The sequence below is a fragment of the Streptomyces sp. Y309 genome, assembly GCF_056712025.1.
Map to the genome: position 1 here is coordinate 759,854 of NZ_CM160048.1, position 21,150 is coordinate 781,003.

Genomic DNA, 21,150 nt, shown 5'->3' on the forward strand with positions numbered 1-21,150 from the left:
CCGATGCCCACCGAGCGGGAGAAGCCGAGGACAACGGCGGCACCGGCCGGGCACGCCCCGCGGGCCGCCAAGCGGGCCATGGCCGGCCGGCTGTCCTGGGGCCTTGCCGACCAAGCGGTCTGCAGCCTGAACAACTTCGCGGTGGGGATCTTCGTGGCACGCTCGCTGGGCCTTGCCGCGTTCGGCGTGTTCAGCCTGGCCTGGGTGACCTACGGCGTGGTGCTCAGCGTCTCGCGTGGTCTTGCCACCGACCCGCTCGTGGTGCGCTTCAGCGGGGTGCCGGCCGCGTCCTGGCGCGCGGCGGCGGCCCGGGCGTCGGGTACGGCGCTCGGCGTCGGTGTCGTCGGCGGCGCGGTGTGTCTGGTGGTCGGCCTCGCGCTGGGCGGCCGGGTGGGGCCGGCGTTCGCCGCGCTCGGCGTCGTCCTGCCGGCGCTGCTGCTCCAGGACGCCTGGCGGTTCTCGTTCTTCGCCGCCGGTACGGGGCGGAAGGCGTGCGTCAACGACCTCCTGGGGGGCGTCGCGCTCGTCCCGGCCATGGTGGTGGCGGCCCGCGTGGGCAGCGTGGCCGCGTTCGTGCTCGCCTGGGGGGCGGCCGCCGCCGTGGCCGCGGGCTACGGCTGGTTCCAGTCCGGCATCCGGCCCCAGCTGACCGGAGCGCGCGAATGGATTCGCGAGCACCGCGACCTCGGCTACCGGTATCTGATCGAGAACACCTGCGTCAGCGGCGCGGCCCAACTGCGCGCGTACGGGCTCGGCGCGATCGTCGGGGTCAGCGCGGTGGGTGTGATCCGGGGTGCCGAGCTCCTGCTCGGCCCGTTCCTCGCCGTACTGATGGGGCTGTCTCTGGTCACCGTCGCGGAGGCGGCACGGGTGCTGCGGCAGGCCCCGCACCGGCTGCGCATGTTCTGCCTCCTGCTGGGCGGCGGGCAGGCCGCCGCCGCGCTGCTCTGGGGCGGGGCGCTGCTCCTTGTGCCGGGCCGGGCCGGCGAGCTGGTCCTCGGCGACGTCTGGCACTCCGCATCGGAGCTCATCGTGCCGGCCACGCTCGGCGTCGCGGGAGCCGGCCTCGGCGTCGGCGCGGCGGCAGGGCTGCGCGCGCTCGCCGCGGCCCGGCGCAGCCTGCGCAGCCAGCTGTTCGCCTCCGCCTGTTACGTCGGCGGCGGGCTCGGCGGGGCGGCCGTGGCCGGCACGGTCGGCTCGGCCTGGGGCGTCGCCGCCGCGACCGTCTGCGGCTCGGCCGTGTGGTGGCTGCACCTGCGGACCGCCCTGCGCGAGCACCACCAGAACCCCATTCCCGAAGTGAGGACCTCATGACCGCGCACCCCAGGCTGAGCATCGGCCTGCCCGTGTACAACGGCGAGGAGTACCTCGCCGAGGCGCTCGACGCCCTGCTCGGCCAGACCTACGAGGACTTCGAGCTGGTCGTCTCCGACAACGCCTCGACCGACGGGACCCAGGACATCTGCCGCAAGTACGCCGCGCAGGACTCGCGCATCCGGTACCTCCGGCTGCCCCGCAACATCGGCGCCGCGCCGAACCACAACTACGTGTTCACCAAGTGCCGCGGCGAACTGTTCAAGTGGGCCTCGCACGACGACCTGTACGCCCGCGACCTGCTGCGGCGCTGCGTGGAGGCGCTGGACGAGCGCCCTGACGTGATCCTCGCGCACTCCGGCCAGGCGGTCATCGACGGCGGCGGCCAGGTGAAGGTCCCGTACGCGTACACGCTCGCCACCGACTCGCCGCACGCGCCGGAGCGCTTCCGCAGCCTGCTGTTCGAACCCGGTGGCGACGACTTCTACGGGGTGATGCGGGCCGACGTGCTGCGCCGGGTGAAGCCGCACGACAGCTACCACCACGCGGACCGCACGTTCGTCGCCGAGATCACCCTGCACGGGCCCTTCCACCAGGTGCCGGAGCTGCTGTACTTCCGCCGCGACCACCCCACCCGCGCCGAGCGGGCGAACCCGTCCAAGCGCTCCCGGTGCGTCAACCTGGACCCGCGCCGGGCAGGCCCGCTGCACCCGACGCCCCGGCTGCTCGCCGAGTACGTCTGGGGCTTCGTCGCGGCGATCCGGCGGGCGCCGCTGTCCCCGGCCGACCGGCGCGCGTGCTACCGCCACCTGGTCGCGTGGATGACCAGCCGGGTCCGGCCGGGCGCGGGCGAGCGGGTCGAGGACCGCGCCCCGGTCGACCCGGGCGGGCTCGCCGTTTCTGTCGACGCCCTCGTCGCCGGTCGTGAGGGGCGGCGGCAGGCATGACGGCTGCTCCATACCAAACTCCGGTGCGCGTCGGGGTATTCGGCCTGCTCGGCTCCGGCAACCTCGGCAACGACGGGTCGCTGGAGGCCGTGCTCGGGTATCTCCGCGCCGCGCACCCGGAGGCGGTCGTGGACGCGCTGTGCGGCGGACCCGAGGTCGTCACGGCCCGGTACGGGATCCCCGCGGCGCGGCTGCACTGGTACCGCGGGGAGTACCGGACCGCGTCGCGTGCGGGCGCGATCGCGGCGAAGGGCGTGGGCAAACTCGTCGACGCCGTCCGTACCGCGGCCTGGGTGCGCCGGCACGACGTGGTGATCGTGCCGGGCATGGGCGTCCTGGAGGCCACGCTGCCGCTGCGGCCGTGGGGCTTCCCGTACTCGCTGTTCCTGCTCTGCGCGAGTGGCCGGCTGCTTCGCACCCGGGTCGCGCTGGTCGGCGTCGGCGCCGCCGCGATCGGCAACCGGCCGACCCGGGCTCTGGTGCGCTGGTCGGCGCGGCTCGCCACGTACCGGTCGTACCGGGACGCCCAATCCCGGGACGCGATGCGGGAGATGGGCGTGGACACCGCGCGCGACGAGGTGTACCCGGACCTCGCCTTCGCCCTGCCGACGCCATCTGCGGGTACGCCCTCGGGCACGGTCTGCGTCGGCGTCATGGACTTCCACGGCGGCAACGACGACCGCGCCCGGGCCGAGGAGATCCACCGGCGCTACCTCGCCGGGACAACTCGCTTCGTCCGTACGCTGGTTGAGGACGGCAGGCCGGTCCGGCTGCTCACCGGCGACGCGTGCGATGAGCCGGTGGTCGCCGCGATCCTCGACGCGGTGGACTCGCCGCTGGTCACCGCTGCCGAGGCGGCCTCGCTGGCCGACCTGATGAAGGAGATGGCCGCTGCTGACACCGTGGTGGCGACCCGGTACCACAACCTGATCTGCGCGCTGAAGGTCGGCACGCCGACGCTCGCACTCAGCTACGCGGCGAAGAGCGACGCACTCATGGCCCGGATGGGCCTTGGCGCGTACTGCCACCCGGCTCGCGAGGTCGACGCCGACCAGCTCCTCGAACAGTTCCGGTCCCTGGAGAAGCACTCGGCAGAACTACGGCAGACCCTCACCGAGCGAAACCTCGCCGTCGCACAGCAACTCGCCCACCAATTCGCCGACTTGACCACCGCCCTGGGGGAGGCTGCATGAAAGCCACCGAGATCCCGAAGATCACCGGCGCGTACCTGTTCGAGCCGACGCCGTACGCCGACGAACGCGGCTTCTTCTGCCGCACCTTCGACGCCGACGTTGTCCGCTCGGTGGGCCTCGACCCGGACGCCTTCATCCAGGACAGCCTGTCCCGCTCGGTCCGGGGCGTGCTGCGCGGCCTGCACCTGCGCTCCGGCGCCGGCGAGGCCAAGCTCGTGCGGTGCTCGTACGGGAGGATCTTCGACGTCGTCGTGGACCTGCGGCCGGACTCACCGACGTACCGCAACCGGGCCTTCTTCGAGCTGTCCGGCGAGACGCAGGCGACCCTGTACATCCCGGCGGGGTGCGCGCACGGCTTCCAGGCGCTGACCGAAACCGCCGACACCTCGTACCGGATCGACCGCCCGCACGATCCGGCCGAGGACGTGACGATCGCCTTCGACGACCCGGAGCTCGCCATTCCGTGGCCGCTGCCCGTCGCATCGATGTCCCGGCGGGACCGGGAGGCGCCGAGCCTCGCCGAAGTCCTGCTGCATTTCCCGGGGACCGCATTCATGTGCGGCTGCCGCCGCGTGGCCCCCGGACCCCCAGCCGGACAAGCAGGCGAAGTGAGTGAAGGATGAGGAGAGGTGAAGTTCGCGTGGACACCGAAGAGTTCTTCCTCCCTCGGTCGCAGCTGGCGAACGAGCGGCTGCACGCCCTGATCCCCGGCGGCGCGCACACCTACGCCAAGGGCGACGACCAGTACCCCGAGGACCTGGCCCCGGTCATCAGCCACGGCCGCGGCGCCCATGTGTGGGACGTCGACGGCAACCGCTACATCGAGTACGGCTCCGGCCTGCGGTCGGTCAGCCTCGGCCATGCCCACCCGCGCGTACTCGAGGCGGTGCGGCGGGAGATCGACCGCGGCAGCAACTTCGTCCGGCCGTCCATCGTGGAGGTCGAGGCCGCGGAACGCTTCCTGGCCACGGTGCCGACCGCCGAGATGGTGAAGTTCGCGAAGAACGGCTCCGACGCCACCACCGCGGCGGTGCGCCTCGCCCGCGCCGCCACCGGGCGCCCGCGGGTGGCCCTCTGCGGCGATCAGCCGTTCTTCTCCGTCGACGACTGGTTCATCGGTACGACGCCGATGTCCGCCGGTGTTCCGGCGGCGACCAACGAGCTCACCGTGGCGTTCCCCTACGGGGACCTGGCCGCCACGGAGGAGCTGCTCACCCGGCACCAGGACGAGGTCGCCTGCCTGATCCTCGAACCCGCCACCCACACCGAGCCGCCGCCGGGGTACTTGGCCGGCCTGCGCGAACTGGCCGACCGGCACGGCTGCGTACTCGTCTTCGACGAGATGATCACCGGCTTCCGCTGGTCCGAGGCGGGCGCCCAGGGGTTGTACGGCGTCGTCCCCGACCTCTCCACGTTTGGCAAGGCGCTGGGCAACGGGTTCGCCGTCTCCGCGCTGGCCGGGCGCCGCGAGCTGATGGAGCGAGGCGGACTGCGTCACTCCGGCGACCGGGTGTTCCTGCTGTCCACCACGCACGGCGCGGAAACGCACTCCCTGGCAGCCGCGATGGCCGTGCAGACCACCTACGTCGAGGAGGGCATCACCGCGCAACTGCACGCCCTGGGCGAGCGGTTGGCCGCCGGTGTCCGCGACGTCGCGGCCACCATGGGCGTCGGCGACCACCTCGTCGTCCGGGGCCGGGCCAGCAACCTGGTCTTCGCCACCCTCGACGAGAACCGGCAGCCGTCGCAGCAGTACCGCACCCTGTTCCTGCGACAGCTCCTCGCGGGCGGGGTGCTTGCCCCGTCGTTCGTGGTGAGCAGCGCGCTCGACGAGGACGACATCGATCGCACCGTGGAGGTGGTGGCCCAGGCATGTGCGGTGTACCGGAAGGCACTTGATGCCGTCGATCCCACGCCCTGGCTGGGCGGGCGGCCGGTGAAGCCCGTGTTCCGCCGCTTGGCGTGACGCGACGTCAGCGGCGCTGCCACTGCCTCTTGTCGGCGACCCGGTCGACCACCCACGCGGTCGCCGGTGTCACCGCCAGCGCGGTGCACCAGCCGCCGAGGACGTCGGTCGGGTAGTGCGCGCCCAGGGCGACCTGCGCCCAGCCCATGGCGGCGCCGGCGACCAGCGCCGCGGCGAGCACGAGCAATGTGCCGGCCGTCCTGCCGAGGCCGAGCCGGCCGGTCGCGAGCAGCGCCGCCACGAGGGCGAACTCGGTGAGGAAGGCGGTGTGCCCGCTCGGGTAGGCCAGGTTGGCGTCGCCGTGGATGGTGCGTCCCACCAGGTGCTTGAGCAGCGTCGCCGTCCCCACGGTCATGCCGACGCCGGCGACGACGAGCACCGCCGCGCGAGGACGCCGCAGCAGCAGGCAGCCCGTCACGGCGGCCACGACCAGCACCGCCGCTCCGGCGGGCTCCCCCAGGAAGTCCACGGCCAGCGCGACGCGCCGCCACGGCGGCCCCACACTGTCCGCCGTCGGCTCGACGATCCACCTGTCCACCCTGCCGGGCTCGCTGTGGCCCGCGTACAGGACCCCGATCACGACGACCACCAGCGCGCCGAGGGCCGCGATCAGCCCGAGCCACGCGCGCAGCGACGGGGGCAGCACCGCGGGCGGCGCCGACCGGCAGGTCACACGCCCACCGCGTCCGGTCGGCCTGCGGTGGTGACCTTCTTGTCCGCCGTGCACAGCGTCGGGCGGAGGTCCGCTCCGGCCAGCCGTTCCCACGCGAGCCCCCCGTCGTGTCCGACCCACCCTCCAGAACCATAGCCGCCCCGCGGACACCCGCTCCTGGTGAATTGACGGTGGGTCAGCCTCAATGTCCCTTGAGCCCCCATTGAGCACGCCTTCAATAAACCTGCACATCGAATGTGCACCCCCGTCACGCCATTCAGCCCGCACTCCCCCTCGAATTTCCGTGCATGGGCCACAGGAAGTTCTCTTCGACGGGGGGTGTCCGATTTGTTGGAGAGAGTCGGTCCGCGCCCCCGATTTCCCTCTGTGAATGTTGTGAAGGAGCTGCCGCCACGCGGTGAATCCGCCTGCACGCAGCGGTGATGCGATGCCACGACCGCGACTGACCGCCGCTTCGTCGATTGGATGTACGAGCTGCGAACGTGCTTTGATCCTGGCCCACGCGGAATTCGCATCCCAGGTTCCGCGGAGTTGGAAACACCTTTGCAACATTCATGAGAAGGGCAGCTCACACCATGAACAACACCCCCCAGGTCGAGACCCTCGAGATTTCCGACGCCGACCTCGACAACGTCTCCGGCGGCCTCGTCTCCGGCGTCGCGGGCAACGTCACCGGCACCGTCGACTCCATCGCCCCGGTCTCGGGCGTCGTCGGCGGCGTCGTCGGCACGGTCGAGAACGTCACCGGCGTGAACACCAGCGCCGTCACGGGCCTGGCCTCCGGCCTGACCGCCGGTCTCTGAGCCTTCGCTCACCGAGCACCATGATTCGTGAGCCCCGGAACCTTGGGTTCCGGGGCTCACGGACGCCACAGGCACAGTAAGGGAAGCGGTCCGTGCAGTTCCGTCAACAGGCCCTGTCCAAGCTGCAGTCGCCCGAGGAACTCGACCTGCCGGTGCGCTACGCCCGCCCCCAGGGCCTGCTCGTCCTGGCCGTCACCCTCGTCGTCATGGCCGCCGCGAGCGTCTGGGCCGTGACCGGCTCGGTCTCCTCGACACTGCGGGCACCCGGAATCCTCACACACGGCCAGGGCAGTTACGTCCTGCAGAGCCCGGTCACCGGTCAGGTGACCCGCGTCCTGGCCGAGGAGGGCAAGCGTCTCGCCGCGGGCGCCCCCGTGCTGAAAGTCCGTACGGACCAGGGCGACAAGGTCGTCCGCGCGATCGCCGCCGGCCGCGTGACCGCGCTCGTCGCCGGGATCGGCACCGTCGTGACCACCGGCGCCGACGTCGCGACCCTGGAGCGCGTGGCGGGCGCCGACGACCCGCTCCTCGCGATGCTCTACGTACCCGCCGACCGCGCGGCCACCGTACCCGTCGGCGCGGCCGTGGACCTCACCGTCGAGTCCGTGTCCACCCAGAAGTACGGGACGCTGCGCGGCCGCGTGCAGGCGATCGAGCGGGCCGTGCAGAGCCGGCAGAAGATCACCGGTTTCCTCGGAGACAAGGAACTGGCCGGGCAGTTCAGTAAGGACGGGCCGCCCGTGGCCGTCCTCGTACGGCTCGAGAAGTCGTCCGGCACCAAGTCCGGCTACGCGTGGTCGACTTCCGGCGGTCCGCCCTTCGCGCTCGACTCCATGACCCCGGCCACCGGCGCCTTCCACCTCACCGAGCAGCGCCCGATCGATTGGCTGCTTCCGTGACCGCACCGCACCCCTCCCCCGCGCACCAGCAACCACTGCCGCCCCCCGGCGGCCGGCGCAGGCACCGACCCGAGCCCCAGCGGCGCGGCCGACGCCGTGCGGCGCCACGCCCCGCCTCCAAGGGCAGACGACCGCGGACCGTCCGCACGCCCACCGTCCTGCAGATGGAGGCCGTGGAGTGCGGAGCCGCCGCCCTGGCCATGGTCCTCGCCCACCACGGACGCCACATCCCCCTGGAGGAGCTGCGCATCGCGTGCGGCGTCTCCCGCGACGGCTCGCGGGCCAGCAACGTCCTCAAGGCGGCGCGCAGTTACGGTCTCACGGCCAAGGGCATGCAGATGGAACCCGCCGCGCTCGCCGAGGTCGAGGCGCCCGCGATTCTCTTCTGGGAGTTCAACCACTACGTCGTGTACGACGGCACGGGGCGCCGCTTCGGCCGCCGGGGCGTGTACATCAACGACCCGGACAAGGGCCGCCGTTTCGTGCCCGCGGAGGACTTCGACACCAGCTTCACCGGCGTCGTCCTGGTCCTCGAACCGGGGGCGAACTTCCGTCCCGGGGGCCGCAGGCCCGGCGTCATGAAGGCCCTCCCGGCGCGGCTGCGCGGCACCACGGGCACGATGTTCGCCGCGCTGCTGGCCAGTCTGCTGCTCGTCGCGGTCGGTGCCGCGCTGCCCGCGCTCAGCCGCACGTACATCGATCTGTTCCTGATCGGACATCAGACGTCGCTGCTGGGCGCGCTGTTCGCGTCGATGGGCGCGATGGTGGCGCTCACCGTGGTACTGACCTGGTTGCAACAGGCGAACCTGCTGCGCGGCCGCATCATCTCCTCGACCCTCGGCAGCGCCCGTTTCCTGCGCCATCTGCTGCGCCTGCCCGTCACGTTCTACGCCCAGCGCAGTCCCGCCGACCTCGTACAGCGCCTCGCGTCCAACGACGCGGTCGCCGAGACCCTGGCCCGCGACCTCACGGCCGCGGGTGTGGACGGCATCGTCGTACTCCTCTACGCGGCACTGCTGTGGACGTACGATCCGCAGCTCACCCTCGTCGGTGTCGCCATCGCCTTGCTGAACGTCGTGGCGATGCGCGTCGTCATCCGGCTGCGCGCCACCGGCACCCAGAAGCTGCGCGCCGACAGCGCCAAGCTCACCAACACCTCGTACACCGGCCTGCAGTTGATCGAGACCATGAAGGCCACCGGGGGCGAGCACGGCTACTTCCGGCGCTGGGCGGGCCAGCACGCCACCACGCTGGAGGAACAGCAGCGCCTCGGGGTGCCGAGCGCCTGGCTCGGTGTCGTCGCACCGACTCTCGCGACCCTCAACAGCGCGCTGATCCTGTGGATCGGCGGCCTGCGCGCGGTCGAGGGCCATCTGTCGATCGGGCTGCTCGTCGCCTTCCAGGCCCTTGTGACCCGCTTCACCGCGCCGATCACCCGGCTCAACGGCGTCGCGGGCCGCATCCAGGACTTCGCCGCCGACGTCGCCCGCCTCAAGGACGTCGAGAACTTCCCCGTCGATGCGCTCTACTCCCGCCCCGAACCGGCGGCCGACACCCGCCGTCTCAAGGGCCACGTCACCCTGGACGACATCACCTTCGGCTACAGCCCTCTCGACAAGCCGCTCCTGACCGGCTTCTCGCTGGCGGTGGGGCCGGGCGAACAGGTCGCGCTCGTCGGCGGTTCCGGCAGCGGCAAGTCGACCGTCTCCCGGCTGATATCGGGGCTCTACAGCCCGTGGGAGGGCACGATCCGCATCGACGGGCAGCGTCTGGAGGACATCCCGCGCGGCGCGCTGTCGGCCTCCGTCTCCTTCGTCGACCAGGACGTCTTCCTCTTCGAGGGCACGGTCCGTGACAACGTCGCGCTGTGGGACCCCTCGATCCCGGACGACGCCGTCGTCGACGCCCTCAAGGACGCCTGTCTGTACGAGGTCGTGGCCCGCAGGCCCGGCGGCATCCACGGCCGGGTCGAGCAGGACGGGCGGAACTTCTCCGGCGGGCAGCGCCAGCGCCTGGAGATCGCGCGGGCCCTGGTCCGCCGCCCGAGCGTCCTCGTCCTTGACGAGGTGACCAGTGCCCTGGACGCCGAGACCGAACGGGCCGTCATCGACAATCTGCGCCGTCGCGGCTGTGCCTGCGTCGTCATCGCCCACCGCCTGAGCACCGTGCGCGACAGCGACGAGATCGTCGTACTCGACCACGGCCAGGTCGTGGAGCGCGGGCGCCACGAACACCTGGTCGCCGCGGGCGGTCCCTACGCCGACCTGGTCAAGGAGCACTGAGGTGACCTCCGTGCCGGAACAGCACACCTGCCCCGACGACACGGTCGCCGCGGCGTTCGGCGCCCTCGGCACACCGGCCGACTGCACGGGCCTGCGCAGCGTGCACCTGGAGGGCCCGCAGGTGCTGTGGCTCGTCGTGGCCGGTGCCCTCGACCTGTTCGCGGTCGACGCCGTTCAGCAGGGCCACTGGCACTACCTCGGCCGCCTCGAACCGGGCACGCTGCTCCTCGGTCCGGTCGAGGGCCCCCAGCACACCCTCATCGGCCGCCCCCTTCAGGGGTGCGAGCTGCGCCGCATCCCGCTGCGCGAGCTGTACCGGCCGGACTACGGCGACACCTGGTCCTACGAGCAGCGGTACCCCACTCAGTACGACACCCAGGACGCGGCCCTGAGCCTCCTGGAGCACGCCTTCGCGCTCGGCATCGGGCGCGGCCACCGGGTCCTGTTCGAGGCGCCGCTGGACGGCCGCACCATGGGCGACGCCCCCGACGACGTCGTGGCCGACGACGACATCCTCTGGATGCCGGTCGCGCCGGGCAGTGTGCAGTACGGGGCCGCGTACAGCGCGGAGGCCGCCGGTGACCTGCTCGTCGACGCGGCGACGTGGCAGCGGATGGTCAACCAGCAGTACCGGCTGCTCGCGACACTCGACCGCTGGATCGAACGCCTGGAGCGGGCCCACGAGGACCGTACGGCGGCCGGGATCAAGGCGGGCGAGCACGTCCGCGAGCAGGCCGACCGGACACTGATCGCCTCCATCGGCCGCTCGGGCAGGCGCGGTGCGCGGCGTACGGAATCCGGTGGCGGCCACGACGCCACCTACGCGGCCTGCCGGCTTGTCGCCGAGGCGGCGGGCATCTCGCTGGCCGACGCCGCGGCGGGCGGCACGGTGAGCGACCGGATCGACCCGGTGGAGCAGATCGCGGTGGCCTCACGGATCCGTACCCGTGCCGTACGGCTCGACGGCCGCTGGTGGCGCGAGAACGCGGGCCCGCTGGTGGGACACCGGGCCGCGAGCGGCGCGCCCGTCGCGCTGCTGTGGCGGCGCGGTGGCTACGAGTCGGTGCACCCCACGTCCGGGCGGCGCACCCGCGTCGACAAGACCAACGCCGACGAGTTCGAACCGCAGGCCGTCATGTTCTACCGCCCGCTGCCGGAGCGGGCGTTGACGCCCTGGCGGCTGGCCCGCTTCAGCCTGCGGGGCACCCGCGGCGACGTACGCAACCTCGCGCTCGCCACTCTGGTGACGGTCACGGTCGGCGCCCTGGTGCCGATCGCGACGGGGCAGGTGCTCGGTGTCTTCGTGCCGAACGCCGAGAAGAGCCTCATCGTCCAGGTCTCCCTGGCCGTCATGATCACCAGCATTGTCTCCGCGGCGTTCATGCTGCTCCAGAACCTCACCGTGCTGCGGATGGAGGGCCGCATGGAGAGCGCCCTCCAACCGGCGGTCTGGGACCGGCTGTTGAGACTGCCCACGCGCTTCTTCGCCGCCCGCTCCACGGGGGAGCTGGCGAGCGCCGCGATGGGTGTCAGCGCGATACGCCGCGTCCTCTCGGGCATCGGTCCCGTCGCCCTGCAGGCCGGGTCGATCGGCGCGATGAACATCGTTCTGCTCCTGCTCTACAGCGTCCCCCTCGCCCTGGCCGCACTGGCGATGCTGGCCGTCATCGCGGCCGTGTTCCTCCTCCTCGGCCTGTGGGAACTGCGCTGGCAGCGGCGCCTGGTGGAACTCGGCAACAAGCTGAACAACCAGGCGTTCCAGACCCTGCGCGGCCTGCCCAAACTCCGGGTGGCCGGGGCGGAGAGCTTCGCGTACGCGGCGTGGGCCGGGGAGTTCGCACGCAGCCGCGAACTGCAGCGGCGGGCCGGCCGCATCAAGAACATCACCACGGTCCTGAACGCCGTCTATCTGCCGCTGTGCACGCTCGTCATGTTCTTTCTGCTCGCCGGTCCGGCCCGCGGCAGCCTGACCGCGGGTGAGTTCCTCACCTTCAGCACCGCCGTGACGATGCTCCTGACATCCGTCACCCAGCTCACCGGCGCCCTGATCTCGGCGGCCGCCGTGCTCCCGATGTTCGAACAGATCAAGCCGGTGCTCGACGAGGCACCGGAGGTGCGCGCCGGGAGCACGCAGCCGGGCGAGCTCCGGGGCGAGATCGAGACGCGCGCCCTGTCCTTCCGTTACAGCGACGACGGCCCGCTGGTCCTGGACGACGTGACGCTGGCGATCCGGCCGGGTGAGTTCGTGGCCGTAGTCGGCCCGAGCGGCTGCGGCAAGTCGACGCTGCTGCGCCTCCTGATCGGCTTCGACGAACCGGTCTCGGGCAGCGTGCTCTACGACGGCCAGGACCTCTCGGCCCTGGACCAGTCGGCGGTGCGCCGCCAGTGCGGCGTGGTCCTGCAGAACGCCCAGCCGCTCACCGGCTCGATCCTGGACTGCATCTGCGGCGCCGAGTCGTTCACGCAGGAGGAGGCGTGGGAGGCCGCCGCGATGGCGGGCCTCGCCGAGGACATCAAGCGCATGCCGATGGGCCTGCACACCATGATCTCCGGCGGCGGAGCGGTCTCCGGCGGCCAGCGCCAGCGCCTGATGATCGCCCAGGCCCTGATCCGCCGCCCCCGCGTCCTGTTCTTCGACGAGGCGACGAGCGCGCTGGACAACGAGACGCAGCGCACGGTCATGGACAGCACCCGCACCCTGAACGCCACCCGCGTCGTGATAGCCCACCGCCTCTCCACCGTCATGGGCGCCGACCGCGTCGTCGTCATGTCGGAGGGCCGCGTCGTGCAACAGGGCCCGCCCGCACAGCTGTTGGCGGACACGGGTGGACGGTTGCACGAACTGGTGCGGCGCCAGCTGCAGTGACGCGGACGGCACGCGGTCCGGTACGGCTCGTACACCGAGCCGCACACGGCGCACTGCCGAGTCGCGGTCCTGTGTGCCGCGGTCCTGCGTCGATGAGTGTCGAGTGGGCGTACCGCGGTTGTGCCTGCCCCTGGGACGGCGGATTCTGGAGGGGATGAACGGGGCTGGTGTGGCGTCATGACTGCATGGAACGCGGAACAGAGTGCCGATTTTCGTGGTCCCCTCGACGTCACCAGGGCAGCCACGGTGGTCGTCGACGACCAGGACACGGTCATCGGGTGGAGCCCCGCGGCGGAGCGGCTCCTCGGTTACTCCCCGCGGGAGGGCGTCGGGCGCCCCCTGGACATGTTCCTGTCACCCGGCCCGGCACCCTCTGCCGTCCCCCTCCCCACCCGGTTCCGGGGAAACGAGATCCGCGTCGCCCGGCGCCGGGACGGGCGTGAGCTGATCGTCGCCATCGCGGTGTGCCCCCTGTCGGGTGCCGGGACGGCGGCGCGCGTCCTCGTCGCGACGGAGCTGAAGGATCTCCGGCTGTGGGAGTCCCGGCTCGCCCTGTTGCACGGACTGGCCACCCAGTCGCCCGTCGGCCTGGGCATCTACGACACCGATCTGCGCCTGACCTGGTGCAACGCGGCGTACGAACGGGAGATTGGACAACCGTTCGCCGCGTTCCGCGGTATGCGGGCCGATGAGCTGTACTCCGAGGGAAAATTCGTGTCCAAGGGGCATCCGCCCACCCTCGAAACGGTCATGCGTCACGTACTGGATACCGGCGAACCATTTCTGGACCTGCACTTCAAGGGCCGTCCGCCCAGTGATCCGGAAACGGACCACCTGTGGTCCTGCGCCTACTACCGGCTCCAGGACGCCGACGGACACGTCTTCGGAGTGTGCGAGGACGCGTTCGACATCTCCGACCGCTACAAGGCCCAGCGGCGCCTTGCCCTGCTCGTCGAGGCGGGCCGCGGAATCGGCACCGCCCTCGATGTGCGGGTCACTGCCGAGAAGATCACCGAGGTGGCGGTACCGGAGTTCGCCGCCACGGTGACGGTCGACCTCGCGCGGGGGGGTACTGGAAGGCGAGGTGCCGGCCACCGGCGGCTCGGCGGCGATGTCTCTGGTGCGGGTCGCGCACTGCTCGGCAGGGGAAGCCGACGGGGAGACCCCAGGGAAGCCGGAGAAGCCGGAGAAGCCGGGACAGAGACAGGGACAGGGACAGGGACAGCAGCCTTCTCCCCCTGGCCTCGGGAACGACTCGCCCGTGGAGTACCCGCCCGGTTCGCCGCAGTATCGCAGCCTCTCCTCGGGCGGGCTCGTGCTCGACGACACGACCCTGGTCGTGCCGCTGCGGGCCGGGAACAGCACGCTGGGACTCGTCACCTTCATCCGCGGCACCGGTTCGGCCTTCGACAGCGGCGAAGTGGCACTGGCCGACGAGTTGGTCGCCCGTACGGCCGTGTCCATCGACAACGCCCGCCGCTTCACCCGCGAGCGCACCGCCTCCCTGGCCCTCCAGCGCCAGCTGCTGCCGCAACACGTGCCGGAGCAGTCGGCGGTCGACCTGGCCTACCGCTACCTGCCCACGGACGACGTGACAGGGGTCGGCGGTGACTGGTTCGACGTCATCCCGCTGTCCGGAACCCGGGTCGGACTCGTGGTCGGGGACGTGGTCGGCCACGGCCTGCAGGCAGCGGCCACCATGGGACGGCTGCGTACGACCGTACGCGCGTTCGCCCAGATGGACATGGAGCCCGTCGAGCTGCTTTCGCGGCTCGACGATCTGGTGGCGCAGTCGGCGGAGGAGCAGTGGGGCGAGCGGGGCACGCCCGACGGTGCGTACGCCGATGTGACCACCGGGGCGACCTGTCTCTACGCCGTCTACGACCCGGTCTCGCGGCGCTGCGTCATGGCCAGGGCCGGGCACCTGCCGCCTGCGGTCGTCGACCCAGACGGCCGGCTGTCCTTCCCCGACCTGCCGGCCGGCCCGCCCCTGGGCCTCGGCGGCCTGCCGTTCGAGTCGCTGGAGATCGAGCTGCCGGTGGGCAGCCTGCTGGCTCTCTTCACCGACGGCCTGGTCGAGGCCCGCGACCACGACATCGATCACGGACTCGACACCCTGGGACGTGTACTCAGCGACCGGCACGCGTCGCTGGAAGAACTGTGCGACCGGGCCGTGGCGGAACTCCTGCCGGGCGGCTCGACAGCCGACGACACCGCCCTGCTGCTCGTCCGCACCCGCGAACTCGACACCTCGCAGGTCACCGAATGGGAGCTGCCCGCGGAACCGGTCGCCGCGGGCCACGCCCGGGACCTGGCCACCCAGCAGCTGCGCCACTGGGGCCTCGATGAGCTGTCGTTCGCGACCGAGCTCGTCGTCAGCGAGCTCGTGACCAACGCGGTCCGGTACACCGAAGGGCCGATCCAAGTACGCCTCATCCGTGACCGCACCCTGCTGTGCGAGGTCGCGGATACGGGCCACACCTCACCGCACCTGCGCCACAGCGGCGAGGACGACGAAGGCGGGCGCGGCCTGTTCATCGTCGCTCAACTGGTCCAGAGGTGGGGAACGCGCTACACCCGCTCCGGCAAAACGATCTGGACGGAACAAGCCTTTCCGACGGCTCCGACGGCTCCGACGGCTCCGACGGCTCCGACGGCTCCGACGGCTCCGACGACGAGATGAGACGGTCCGCTCCTACGACGGGATGAGACGGTCCGCCCGAGACAGACCGCCTACACCCGGGTCACCGCCCGGCGACGGTGACCGTCACGCCCTTTTCCTCAGCGGATGTTGACGTCGATGCACGCGTAGAAGGCGTTGGCCGTGTCGCCGATGTTCCACACCGCGAGGACCTTGTGCCTGCCGGTGAAGCTGCCGAGGTTGACCTGGTGGGAGACGGTCGCAGGCGGCTGCTGGTTGCCGCCGTCGATGGTGGCGACCTTTGTGCCGTCGACGAAGTACTCGTAGTTCAAGGTGCGGTGCCGAGCGGTGAACGTCCAGGTGAAGGTCTGCGTCCTGCTGACGTCGCTGACCCGCCAGCCCTTGCTGTCGTCGTTGAGCTCCGCGAACCTTGCGTTGCCGCCGTGGCAACTGCGCAGGCCCTTGGGGCCTTCGACGCTCTGCGGTTCGTACTTGATCTCGCCGCACGCCACCGTGCCCGCGGCGCACTGCGCCTGACGGCTCGCCGGCGCGTTGACGTATCCGTGCGCGCCGGCCGAACCGGTCGGCAGCGTGAGGGCGAGGACCGGTGCCAGACCAGCACCGATCGCGGCGGCTATCTTCCGCTTCTTGTCCATGCGTACTCCTTCACGGCATTGCTCATGGGGGGCACGTGAAGTGCTCGTGGGGGTGCAGGTACGGGTGCGCGTGGAGCGTTGTGGGGGGTGGGGCCGAGCGGTGGGGCCAGATGGTCACGGCTGCCGATTAGTCTGGACCATAGACTTTGACAGACCACGGTCAAGGGCGATTTCGGGCCACGTCTTGGGGGTGCACCTGCGGAGGTCCGCGACGCTATCCGGAGCCGGCCCGCTACCTGATGGCGGTGGCCCTTCAAACGGAGTAGCTGAGGTCCTTCGCGACCAGCGAGTCGGGGCGCACCCGCAGCCAGACAGTTCCTCGCTCGGCCGGATCGTCGAGCAGATAGTGCCGGAAGCGGTCGTCCCACTCGGCGTCGTCCGGACCGAGATAGCGGCTGAGCTTCCGTCGGCCGCGCGGTACGTCGAACGGCAGGATCTCTGCCTGCCCGCGGGCGATCACCTGCCTCACCACACCCGTACCGACATCACACACATCGACGACGAGGGCGATCGCGGGGTCGGTTCGGACATGGCTCAGCAGCCTCGCCCATGGGCCGGTCAGGATCCAGAAGGCTCCGTCCTCCCAGAGAAACCACGTCGGCCGCACGGTCGGCCCGTTGGTTGCCACCCGCGCGGTGAGCGGCTGGGAGAGGAAGGCGTCTACATCGAACTCTCGCTGTGTCATGCCTTGATCATGCCGTCGCACGACGACGGGCCGCTCTCGTACGACGACGGGCCGCTTGGTTGGAGGTGGCAACGTCTCGATCAGCTGGTCCATGAACGGCACCCCGTCCTCGGGGCTCACCAACATCACCTTCCCCATCACGGTGAACCCCGCGACGGCCCACCAGGCCGGGATCTACTTCGCCCAGCAGTACAGCTTCGCCAACGGCATGGGCTACACCGGCCCGCAGCCGAGGGAGAACAGCGGCGGCAGCGAGCGGCTCTCCGCCCGCTTCTCGACCTTCACCGCGGGCGCGACGACCTCCGACCCGAACTGCCACGAGGGAGCCGACGGCGGACCCGGCGTGACCTGCGCGGTGGGCACCTACACACTGCCGTCCGGAAGCGGCAACCTGCAGGGGTCCCAGGGAGGCTTCGTGGAGTACTACGCCGGGATCCCGAGCTGCGCCCGAATGCCCAGGTCCGACGTCGTCTTCGGCGGGCCCACGTCCACCGACGCGGGCGGCCTCAGCGGCACGTCCAGAGCGAATTACGAGTACAGCGACTGCGTCGGCGAGTCCAACTACCGCGCCGAGGACGACGGGGCTGGAACGCACGTCACCCGGGGCTTCGTTTCGTGACCGGGGGTCCGGGTCGGACCGGCCGCTAGAGCGACGCGTACTCCAGCCAGTAGTCGAGCAGGGCGCTCTCGCCCCGCACCACGACCCGCGCGGGCGGCAGTCGGCGGGTGAGCACCAGCAGCACGTCCTGCGCCGTACCGATCACGTCGACGTCCGCCGACTCGCCGCGGCTGCAGCGACCGCCGGTGCCGGTGCCGGGCTGCCACCTGACGCCGTCCGGCGTGCGTGTCACCAGCCAGTCCCGCCCGCCGGCGTCGGTCGTACCGATCCGCAGCGTCTCGCCCCGGCCGCGCAGCTTCGTGACGGCCGGGCGCAGCGCCTCGGCGACCGGCAGCGCGAGGAACTCGAGGAGTTCGGTGATCGCGTCGGCGGCGAGGTCGGGTGACAGTGTGTACGGCACCCCGGCGAGCAGGGCGGCGTCGACGCGGTGCACGGTCGTGTCGTGTGTCGCGCGGCGCAGCCAGAACACCGCCGGCCGCGCTTCGCCGAACGTCGTCACCGGCGTGGCTGCGCCGGTGTCCCGCACGGCTGCCACGAGCTCGTCGGCGCCGTCGCGCAGCCATCGCTCCCAGTCGGCGGGCGGCGTGGCGTCGTACGGGTCGGGGATGGCGGCGGCCTGGCGGTTCCGGACGATGTCGGCCATCCAGCGGTGTTCCTGTCCGATGTGTGCGACGAGCACGCGCAGCGGCCACTCCGGGCAGGTCGGCAGGTGCGCGTCCCAGTCGGCGCCCGCGGCGGCCCGGGCGAACGCCTCGGTCTGCTCGACGAGGGCGGTGGCGAGTCGGTCGGTGTCCGGCTGCTCCATGGTGTGATCCATGCGCCGTACCGTAGGAGTTCCACCCGGGTGGAGGTTCAAGGTGAGGAACAGCACGTTGAGCATCGGCGAGCTCGCGCGGCGTGCCGGGGTGCCGGTGCGTACGGTCCGCTTCTACTGCGACGAGGGCCTGCTCGCGTCGGTGCGCAGCACGGGCGGGCACCGGCGGTTCGACCCGTCGGCGGTGGAACGGCTCACCCTGGTACGGCGGTTGCGGGCGCTCGGCCTCGGCCTGCGGGCGATCGTCGCGGTGCTCGACGGCGAACGGTCCCTCGCCGAGGCCGCTGCCGCCGAACGCGCCGCGCTCGACGTGTCCTTGGCGGCCCTGGCCTGGCGGCGGGCGTCGCTCCGCGCCATCGAGGCCGCGTCGGTCGAGGAACGCGCCGCGCGGCTCGAACTGCTCGCCGCGGTCAGCGACGGACGCGCGGCGCGCGCCGCGCTGGAGGCGTTCTGGAGCCGCGCGTTCGCGTCGGCAGTGCCCGCGGACGCCCTCGCGATGTTCCTGACGGTCGGCGTGCCCGCGCCACCACCCGACCCGACTCCGGAACAGGTCGTGGCGTACGCGGGCATGGTCGGCGTCGTCTCCGAACCCACGTTGCGCCAAAGGGCGTTCGCGCGCCCGCGTGCCGACGGTGTGGCCACCTACCAGAACACGTTGCTGCGCGGCGAGATCGGCGTACTCTGCGAAGCCGTCCGCGCGGGTGCGCGGCCCGGCGACCTGCTCGACGCGTACGTCGCCGTGCACGCCCGCGCGCAGCGCGCGGCCGACACCCCGTCGTTCCGGCGCACCCTGGCCCGGACAGCGGCACTCGACCGAAGCGCGAGCATGCACCGCTACTGGCGTCATGTCAGGGACGTCACCGGTGAACGGATCACCGTCGGGGAGGCACACTTCTCGCTCCTCGACGCCCTGGACGGGTGGGCCCTGGGCTCAGGCCCACCGGCGGCCCGCGTCTGACCTGGTCCTCTGCGCGGCATAACGCCTCAAGTTGCGCCGCGGGCGTCTCCGATTCACCGGTCCACGGGCGCCGACCCGCGCAGAACGGGGCGCTACGGCGCCATCTCGTACGCCCCCGCCAGCGCCTCCACACGTTCCCAGACGTGCGCCGAGCGGGCGTCGTCGACGACCGGGCGCCGGACCGCGCCGAGGGCCCAGCTCTGCTGTGCCTCGGTGGCGGAGTCCTTGCCGTGCAGGTCGACGGCGTGCGCGGAGAAGTCGCGTACGAGGACGGCGAAGAGCTCGTCGAGTACGTCCTCGTCCAGGCCGGTCAGGCGGGCCTGTTCCAGGATGAGCTGGCCGTGCACGACCAGGGCGAACAGCTGGCCGACGGCGAGGAGCAGGTCGAGGTCGCGGCTCTGCTGCTCGTCGGGGGCGGCTGTGGTGACGAACTGGCAGAGGGCGTCGGCCTGTTCGCGGAAGCGGGCGACGTTGGGCACCTCGGCGTACGTGTCGTAGGCGGCGCGCCAGTCGTGGAAGCGGATGGCGCCGAGGCCCCGGGCCGGTCCCTGGCGGAAGAGGAAGGCGTCGTCGGCCGCGTCCAGGCGGGTGGGCACCGGCGCGTACTCGGCCGGGTTCAGGAGGTGGTTGCCCATGAACTTGAGGATCAGCGCAAGGTTGACGTGGACCGTGCCCTCCAGCTTGGGCAGGCCACGGATCTCGGTGGCGGCCTGGGCGAAGTAGGTGTCCTTCTCGAAGCCCTTGGCCGCGATGACGTCCCACATCAGGTCGATGACCTTCTCGCCCTCCGTGGTCACCTTCATCTTCGTCATGGGGTTGAAGAGGAGGTAGCGGCGGTCGTCGGGTCCCGCGGAGCGGAAGTAGTCGACGGCGCGGTCGCTGAACAGCTTCATCCCGACGAGGCGTACGTACGCGTCGGTCAACTCGCGGCGCACGTGCGGGAACGCGGTGACGGGGCGGCCGTAGAGGATGCGGTTCTGGGCGTGGGTGACGGCCTCGTACATCGCGTGCTCGCAGATGCCGATCGAGGCGGTGCAGAGGTTGAACTTGCCGACGTTGACGGTGTTGAGGGCGGCGTCGAAGGCGGCACGGCCGGTGTGCAGGATGTCGTCGGCCGCGACGGGGTAGTTCCCCAGGCGGAACTCACTGACGTACTTCGAGGAGTCGACCACGTTCTTCACCAGGTGGTACGCCTCGTGGCGGCTGTCGGTGGCGAAGAAGACGTAGCCGTCGGGGCCCTCGACGTCGGTGCGGCGGCCGAAGACGGAGACGAGCCCGGCGGCGTTGCCGTTGCCGATGTAGTACTTGGAGCCCGTGGCGCGGAAGCCGCCGTTGCCGTCGGGCTCCAGGAGCATGTCGGTGGAGTAGATGTCGGCGCCGTGGGTCTTCTCGGACAGGCCGAAGGCGAACACCTCGCCCTGGGCGAGGAGTTCGGCCGCGCGGGCGCGGGCGACGGCGTTGTCGCTCTGCCAGACCGGGCCGAGGCCGAGGATGGTGACCTGCCAGGCGTACCAGTAGTCGAGGCCGTAGAAGCCGAAGATCTCGTTGAGGGCGGCGATGCGGGCGGTGTCCCACCGCTTGTCCTCGACGCCGTCAGCCGCGGCGGCCGGGGTGAGGAAGGTTGCGAACAGACCTTCCTTCGCGGAGAAGGCGAGGAAGTCCGCGAGCCAGGCGCGGGAGCGGTAGTCCTCGATGAGCTTGCGCTTGCCGCGGGCCTCGAACCAGTCGACGGTCGCGCGCAGCAGCCTGCGGGTCTCGGGGTCGAAGTGCGCCGGGTCGTAGGTGCGCGGGTTGAACAGCAGCGGGTCGGCCATGGCCATTCGCCTTTCCGGCT

The 21,150-nt window shown here is 71.5% G+C and carries 16 protein-coding genes and 1 pseudogene; 12 read left to right on the forward strand and 5 right to left on the reverse strand.

Translation table 11 applies throughout. The features are described 5' to 3' along the window. Nucleotides 1–3 precede the first annotated feature (3 nt). Genes AC0KTA_RS02585 through AC0KTA_RS02605 form a run of 5 tightly spaced genes read left to right on the forward strand, consistent with a single transcriptional unit; the run spans nt 4 to nt 5,420 of the window. A complete protein-coding gene (locus tag AC0KTA_RS02585; protein ID WP_481053426.1) occupies nt 4–1,314 on the forward strand; it encodes a hypothetical protein in 1,311 nt (436 codons plus the stop codon). Beyond that, the gene (locus tag AC0KTA_RS02590; RefSeq protein ID WP_481053427.1) at nt 1,311–2,261 is read left to right on the forward strand and encodes a glycosyltransferase family 2 protein; all 951 of its coding nucleotides are present in this window, start codon (nt 1,311–1,313) and stop codon (nt 2,259–2,261) included. Before AC0KTA_RS02585 ends, AC0KTA_RS02590 begins: the two co-directional genes overlap by 4 nt. Further along, entirely contained in the window at nt 2,258–3,454 is a 1,197-nt protein-coding gene (locus tag AC0KTA_RS02595) for a polysaccharide pyruvyl transferase family protein (protein ID WP_481053428.1), read from the forward strand. Before AC0KTA_RS02590 ends, AC0KTA_RS02595 begins: the two co-directional genes overlap by 4 nt. After that, complete coding sequence (locus AC0KTA_RS02600) at nt 3,451–4,077, forward strand: dTDP-4-dehydrorhamnose 3,5-epimerase family protein (protein ID WP_481053429.1); 627 nt, start codon at nt 3,451–3,453, stop codon at nt 4,075–4,077. The genes AC0KTA_RS02595 and AC0KTA_RS02600 overlap by 4 nt, the downstream gene beginning before the upstream one ends. Nucleotides 4,078–4,094: 17 nt before the next feature. Then, nucleotides 4,095–5,420, forward strand: coding sequence for a glutamate-1-semialdehyde 2,1-aminomutase (locus AC0KTA_RS02605; protein WP_481053430.1), 1,326 nt, complete (start codon nt 4,095–4,097; stop codon nt 5,418–5,420). Between the two features lie 7 nt (nt 5,421–5,427). Here AC0KTA_RS02605 and AC0KTA_RS02610 read toward each other — a convergent pair whose 3' ends face one another. Continuing rightward, on the reverse strand, nt 5,428–6,093 hold the full coding sequence (locus tag AC0KTA_RS02610) for a phosphatase PAP2 family protein (protein ID WP_481053431.1): 666 nt from the start codon (nt 6,091–6,093) through the stop codon (nt 5,428–5,430). Between the two features lie 575 nt (nt 6,094–6,668). Here AC0KTA_RS02610 and AC0KTA_RS02615 point away from each other — a divergent pair. The 5 genes and pseudogenes from AC0KTA_RS02615 (at nt 6,669) to AC0KTA_RS02635 (ending at nt 15,626) form a co-directional block, all read left to right on the forward strand. Then, entirely contained in the window at nt 6,669–6,896 is a 228-nt protein-coding gene (locus AC0KTA_RS02615; RefSeq protein ID WP_481053432.1) for a type A2 lantipeptide, read from the forward strand. Nucleotides 6,897–6,988: 92 nt separating this feature from the next. Beyond that, a complete protein-coding gene (locus tag AC0KTA_RS02620) occupies nt 6,989–7,795 on the forward strand; it encodes a hypothetical protein (RefSeq protein ID WP_481053433.1) in 807 nt (268 codons plus the stop codon). Continuing rightward, nucleotides 7,792–10,077, forward strand: coding sequence for an NHLP family bacteriocin export ABC transporter peptidase/permease/ATPase subunit (locus AC0KTA_RS02625; protein WP_481053434.1), 2,286 nt, complete (start codon nt 7,792–7,794; stop codon nt 10,075–10,077). The genes AC0KTA_RS02620 and AC0KTA_RS02625 overlap by 4 nt, the downstream gene beginning before the upstream one ends. A gap of 1 nt (nt 10,078) precedes the next feature. Then, nucleotides 10,079–12,943 (forward strand): NHLP bacteriocin export ABC transporter permease/ATPase subunit, encoded by a 2,865-nt coding sequence (locus tag AC0KTA_RS02630; RefSeq protein WP_481053435.1) that lies wholly within the window; start codon nt 10,079–10,081, stop codon nt 12,941–12,943. 177 nt (nt 12,944–13,120) lie between these two features. Next, nucleotides 13,121–15,626 (forward strand): annotated as a pseudogene (locus AC0KTA_RS02635) (SpoIIE family protein phosphatase). A gap of 98 nt (nt 15,627–15,724) precedes the next feature. Here the strand turns inward: AC0KTA_RS02635 and AC0KTA_RS02640 are convergent. Together AC0KTA_RS02640 and AC0KTA_RS02645 are read right to left on the reverse strand one after the other, a co-directional pair. Continuing rightward, nucleotides 15,725–16,240 carry a lytic polysaccharide monooxygenase auxiliary activity family 9 protein gene (locus AC0KTA_RS02640; protein WP_481053436.1) on the reverse strand — a complete coding sequence of 172 codons (516 nt, stop codon included), beginning with the start codon at nt 16,238–16,240 and terminating at the stop codon, nt 15,725–15,727. A 253-nt stretch (nt 16,241–16,493) separates the two neighbouring features. Further along, on the reverse strand, nt 16,494–16,925 hold the full coding sequence (locus AC0KTA_RS02645; RefSeq protein WP_481053437.1) for a pyridoxamine 5'-phosphate oxidase family protein: 432 nt from the start codon (nt 16,923–16,925) through the stop codon (nt 16,494–16,496). Nucleotides 16,926–17,016: 91 nt separating this feature from the next. Between AC0KTA_RS02645 and AC0KTA_RS02650 the strand changes: the two genes are divergently transcribed. Beyond that, on the forward strand, nt 17,017–17,544 hold the full coding sequence (locus tag AC0KTA_RS02650; RefSeq protein WP_481053438.1) for a hypothetical protein: 528 nt from the start codon (nt 17,017–17,019) through the stop codon (nt 17,542–17,544). 25 nt (nt 17,545–17,569) lie between these two features. On the opposite strand, the gene AC0KTA_RS02655 is transcribed toward AC0KTA_RS02650, so the two are convergent. Next, complete coding sequence (locus AC0KTA_RS02655) at nt 17,570–18,361, reverse strand: maleylpyruvate isomerase family mycothiol-dependent enzyme (protein ID WP_481053439.1); 792 nt, start codon at nt 18,359–18,361, stop codon at nt 17,570–17,572. A 55-nt stretch (nt 18,362–18,416) separates the two neighbouring features. On the opposite strand from AC0KTA_RS02655, the gene AC0KTA_RS02660 reads away from it, so the two are divergent. Then, nucleotides 18,417–19,316: a MerR family transcriptional regulator gene (locus AC0KTA_RS02660; protein ID WP_481053440.1), complete on the forward strand. Its 900-nt coding sequence runs from the start codon at nt 18,417–18,419 to the stop codon at nt 19,314–19,316. A 92-nt stretch (nt 19,317–19,408) separates the two neighbouring features. On the opposite strand, the gene AC0KTA_RS02665 is transcribed toward AC0KTA_RS02660, so the two are convergent. Then, nucleotides 19,409–21,130: an acyl-CoA dehydrogenase family protein gene (locus AC0KTA_RS02665; protein WP_481053441.1), complete on the reverse strand. Its 1,722-nt coding sequence runs from the start codon at nt 21,128–21,130 to the stop codon at nt 19,409–19,411. Nucleotides 21,131–21,150 lie beyond the last annotated feature (20 nt).